The following is a 3,997-nucleotide window of genomic DNA, read 5'->3' as shown; positions in this document are numbered from 1 at the left end:
GCCGAAGCGACCCTTCTCATCGCGGGCCACCTGCGCCAGCGCGCACTGCGGGTCGTGGGTAAAGAACAGGTGCACGTTGCGCGCCAGTTTGTCTTCCAGGAAGCTGCGCTTTTCGTCGATCAGCAATTCCGCGTTGCGGTCGTAGCCCATGGTGATCGGCACGTGCACCCACGAACGGCCGGGAATCAGGTCCGCACAGAACACCACGCCGCCCCGTGCCTGGCCGTCGGCCTGCTCGGGGCCGACGATCTCGGCCAGCATCAGGCCCGGGGTGTGTCCGTCGCTGAAGCTGAAACGCACGCTGTTGCCGAGCGCCTTCGAATACGGCCCGTCCACGATCTCCAGGCGTCCACTGGCCTGCAGCAGCGCGGGCAGCTCCGGAATGAAGCTGGCCCGGTCGCGCGGGTGTGGTTGCAGGGCGCGTTGCCAGTGTTCGGCACCCACCAGGAACGTCGCGTTGGGGAACAGCAGTTCAGGCTCTCGGCCTTCGCTCCACTGCGCCAGCAGGCCGCCGGCGTGGTCGAAGTGCAGGTGGCTCAGCACCACCACGTCGATGTCCTCATGCTCGAAGCCGGCCTCGCGCAGGGATTCCATCAGCACGTGGCGCGGTTCCTGCACGCCGTAGCGTTCGCGCAGTTTCGGCTCGAAGAATGCGCCGATACCGGTTTCAAACAGCACGGTCTTACCGGCCAGCGGGCTGGCCAGCAGCGCCCGGCAGGCCAGCTCGATCYGGTTCAGATCGTCCGGCGCCGCCCATTTTTCCCAGACCGTCCGCGGCGCATTGCCGAACATCGCACCGCCGTCCAGCTTCTGTGTGTTGCCGCGTATCGACCATAGTTTCATCGGCAAATTATCCGGCGCGGCGCGTTAAATATTCGCTAGGCGCCCATAACGAAAAACCCCGCCGGGCGGCGGGGTCTCGAACGCATGGACAGCGGCCGGGTTCAGCGGCCAGCGGCCGGGGTCACCGCCGCGCTGCCCACCGGGTTGCGCGGATCGCTGCCGCCGCTGAGCACGTTGCTGCGGCGGTCCCACTCCACCGTCTGCAGGTTGCCCCACACGTGGCTGGAACCGCGGCCGCCTTCGGCGCTGTCGCCGGGCAGTTCGATCTTGTGGCCCATCGCCTGCAGCTGCTTGATGGTGTCCACCGCCAGCGCACCGGTTTCGGCCGAGATTTCGTCCGGCAGCCACTGGTGGTGGTAGCGCGGCAATGCGGCCACCTGCTGCGCGCTCAGGCCGTCGTCGTAGCCGAGGATGCCCAGCAGCACCATGGTGATGATGCGGCTGCCGCCCGGCGTGCCCAGCACCACCACCTTGTCCGGCGACTCCATGAAGGTCGGGGTCATCGAGCTGAGCATGCGCTTGCCCGGCTTCGGCGCGTTGGCCGCATAGCCCATCACCCCGAACGCGTTGGGGGTGCCCGGCTTCAGTGCGAAGTCGTCCATTTCGTTGTTGAGCAGCACGCCGGTGCCCTYGGGAATCAGCCCCGAGCCGTACAGCAGGTTCACCGTCTGGGTTGCGCCGACACGGTTGCCGTCGCGGTCGATGATGGAGAAGTGGGTGGTCTCATCGTCTTCCAGCGGGGTCGGATTGCCCGACAGCAGGTCGCTCGGCGTGGCCTTTTCCGGATGGATGGTCGCCCGCAGGCCCTGCGCGTAATCCTTGCTGGTCAGCACCTTCTGCGGAATCTGCACGAAGTCCGGATCGCCCAGGAAGAAGGTGCGATCGCGGTAGGCGCGGCGCATCGCTTCCACCACCAGGTGGGTACGGTGCGCTTCATCCATCGACTTCAGGTCCCAACCTTCCAGGATCTGCAACATCGCCGCCAGCGCGATGCCACCAGAGGACGGCGGCGAGGCGGTGGTGATCTTCCAGTCACGGTAGTTGAACACGATCGGTTCGCGCAGCTTGACCCGGTAACCGGCCAGCTCCTCGGCGGTCCAGCGGCCGCCGGCCTGCTTCACGCCGGCCAACAGGGCCTTGCCGGTCTGGCCGCGATAGAACCCATCGAACCCCTGCGCGGCCAGCCGCTCCATCGTCGCTGCCAGTTCCGGCTGGCGGAACACATCGCCCWCTGCGATCGGCTTGCCATTGCGCAGGTACACCTCGCGGGTCCCGGGGTAGCGCTCCATCACCTCACGGCGCGAGGCGTAGCCCTTGGCCATGCGCGCGTACACCGGGAAGCCTTCACTGGCGACACGGATCGCCGGGCCCAGCGAGGTCCGCAGCGGCAGCTTGCCGTGCTTGCTGGACAGCTCCACCAGCGCTGCCGGCAGGCCCGGGATGCCCGCCGACCATGGACCGTTGACCGAGCGGTCGCGGTCCAGCTCGCCCTTTTTGTCCAGGAACGCCGCTTCATTGGCCGACTGCGGCGCGGTCTCGCGCGCGTCCAGCATCACATCCTTGCCGGTGGCTGCATCGTGCAGGAGGAAGAAACCGCCGCCGCCCAGCCCGGAGCTGATCGGCTCGACCACGGCCAGCGTCGAGGACACCGCCACCGCCGCATCGAAGGCGTTGCCGCCCTTGGCCAGGATCTCCATGCCGGCCTCGGTGGCCAGGTGGTGACCGCTGGCGATCGCCGCACCGTCGGGATGACTGGCCAGGGAACCCTGCGCCGGTGCGGCCGACCATGCCACCGGGGACCACAACAGGACGAACAGCAACCAACGACGCGACAACGTATTCATTCGGATGGGGGCTCCGCATAAAGTTCGGGATGGTCGCGCTGCAGACCGTACAGCTTCGCCAGCAGGGCGTCCTGGGTTTCCGGGATGTCCGGATCGGGATCGATGCATTCCACCGGGCAGACGACCACGCACTGGGGTTCGTCGAAATGTCCCACGCACTCGGTGCAGCGGGCCGGATCGATCACGTAGATGGTTTCACCCATCGAGATGGCCTGGTTGGGACAGGCGGGCTCACACACGTCACAGTTGACGCAGAGCTCATTGATTTTCAGCGACATGGCGTTACTCCACGCCCACGCCGGCGGATGAGGACCGACCCGCGCCGTGGCGCAGGCCGGTCATCGACGGCTTCCCGGAAGAAGCCGCCCGGGCCACGCCACAGGCGCGGCCGCCACTGCACGGGTTACTTGGCTTCTACGAAGATGTACTCGGCGCCGGTCGGCTGCACGATGGACTGCACGCGGGCGTTGTCAGCGGCCTTGCCGATGAACACCACGCGCACACCCTTCATCGAGTCGGCCGGCACGTCCTTGAACACGGCCTGGATCATGTCGGCCATCTTCGAGGAAGCCGACGAACCGAAGGCCAGCATGTTGCCCGGCTGGATGCCGCGCGCGACGGCCTGGGTGGCGCTTTCAACCTGGCGCTCGTACTTGGCGGCGAACTCCGGATCGGACTCCGGCGAGAGGTAGTACAGGAACGGGCTGTTGGTGATGTTGCCCATGTTCTGCACGGCCACGGCCTGCAGGTACTTCTTCCAGCCGGCGTCGTCATTGGCGTCCGGGGCGACCAGCGCCTGCTGGGCTTCGGCAACCGGAGCGGCCTCTTCCTTCTTGCAGGCGGTGAAGGCCAGCGCGAACGACGCGATCAACATGGCACGCATGGTGTTGTTCATGGAATTCCTCCCTTGGTGATTCTTGGTATGTATGGGTCTGACGGGTTTTTACGACTGGCCCGACTTCGCTTCGCGGACCTTGCGCAGCGCCTCGAGCACCGAGGCCGGCACGAAGCCGGACACGTCGCCGCCCAGGCGGGCGATCTCGCGGACCAGCGAAGACGAAATGAAGCTGTGCTGCTCGGCCGGGGTCAGGAACAGGGTCTCGACCTCGGGGATCAGATGACGGTTCATGCTCGCCATCTGGAATTCGTATTCGAAATCGGACACCGCGCGCAGGCCGCGCAGCAGCACCCCGCCATGCACCGAGCGCACGAAATGCGCCAGCAGCGTATCGAAACCGATCACTTCCACGTTGCGATTGTGCCCCAGGGCCTCGCGCGCCAGCTGCACACGCAGCTCCAGCGGCAGCGTC

The 3,997-nt window shown here is 66.5% G+C and carries 5 protein-coding genes; all 5 read right to left on the bottom strand.

The window, feature by feature from the left end:
• Positions 1–843: MBL fold metallo-hydrolase (locus tag ACXJKH_RS16470; protein WP_457320907.1), on the bottom strand; the 843-nt coding region annotated here is incomplete at its 3' end.
• 101 nt (positions 844–944) lie between these two features.
• Positions 945–2,687 carry a gamma-glutamyltransferase gene (gene ggt / locus ACXJKH_RS16465; RefSeq protein ID WP_457320905.1) on the bottom strand — a complete coding sequence of 581 codons (1,743 nt, stop codon included), beginning with the start codon at positions 2,685–2,687 and terminating at the stop codon, positions 945–947.
• Positions 2,684–2,965, bottom strand: coding sequence for a YfhL family 4Fe-4S dicluster ferredoxin (locus ACXJKH_RS16460; RefSeq protein ID WP_228887506.1), 282 nt, complete (start codon positions 2,963–2,965; stop codon positions 2,684–2,686). Before ACXJKH_RS16460 ends, ggt begins: the two co-directional genes overlap by 4 nt.
• A gap of 125 nt (positions 2,966–3,090) precedes the next feature.
• Positions 3,091–3,582: a hypothetical protein gene (locus ACXJKH_RS16455; RefSeq protein WP_256774056.1), complete on the bottom strand. Its 492-nt coding sequence runs from the start codon at positions 3,580–3,582 to the stop codon at positions 3,091–3,093.
• Positions 3,583–3,630: 48 nt separating this feature from the next.
• On the bottom strand, positions 3,631–3,997 hold a 367-nt coding region (coaD, locus tag ACXJKH_RS16450; protein ID WP_457320901.1), incomplete at its 5' end, for a pantetheine-phosphate adenylyltransferase.

It is taken from the genome of Stenotrophomonas sp. P5_B8 (assembly GCF_054049855.1).
This window is presented reverse-complemented; position numbering and strand designations above follow the sequence as displayed.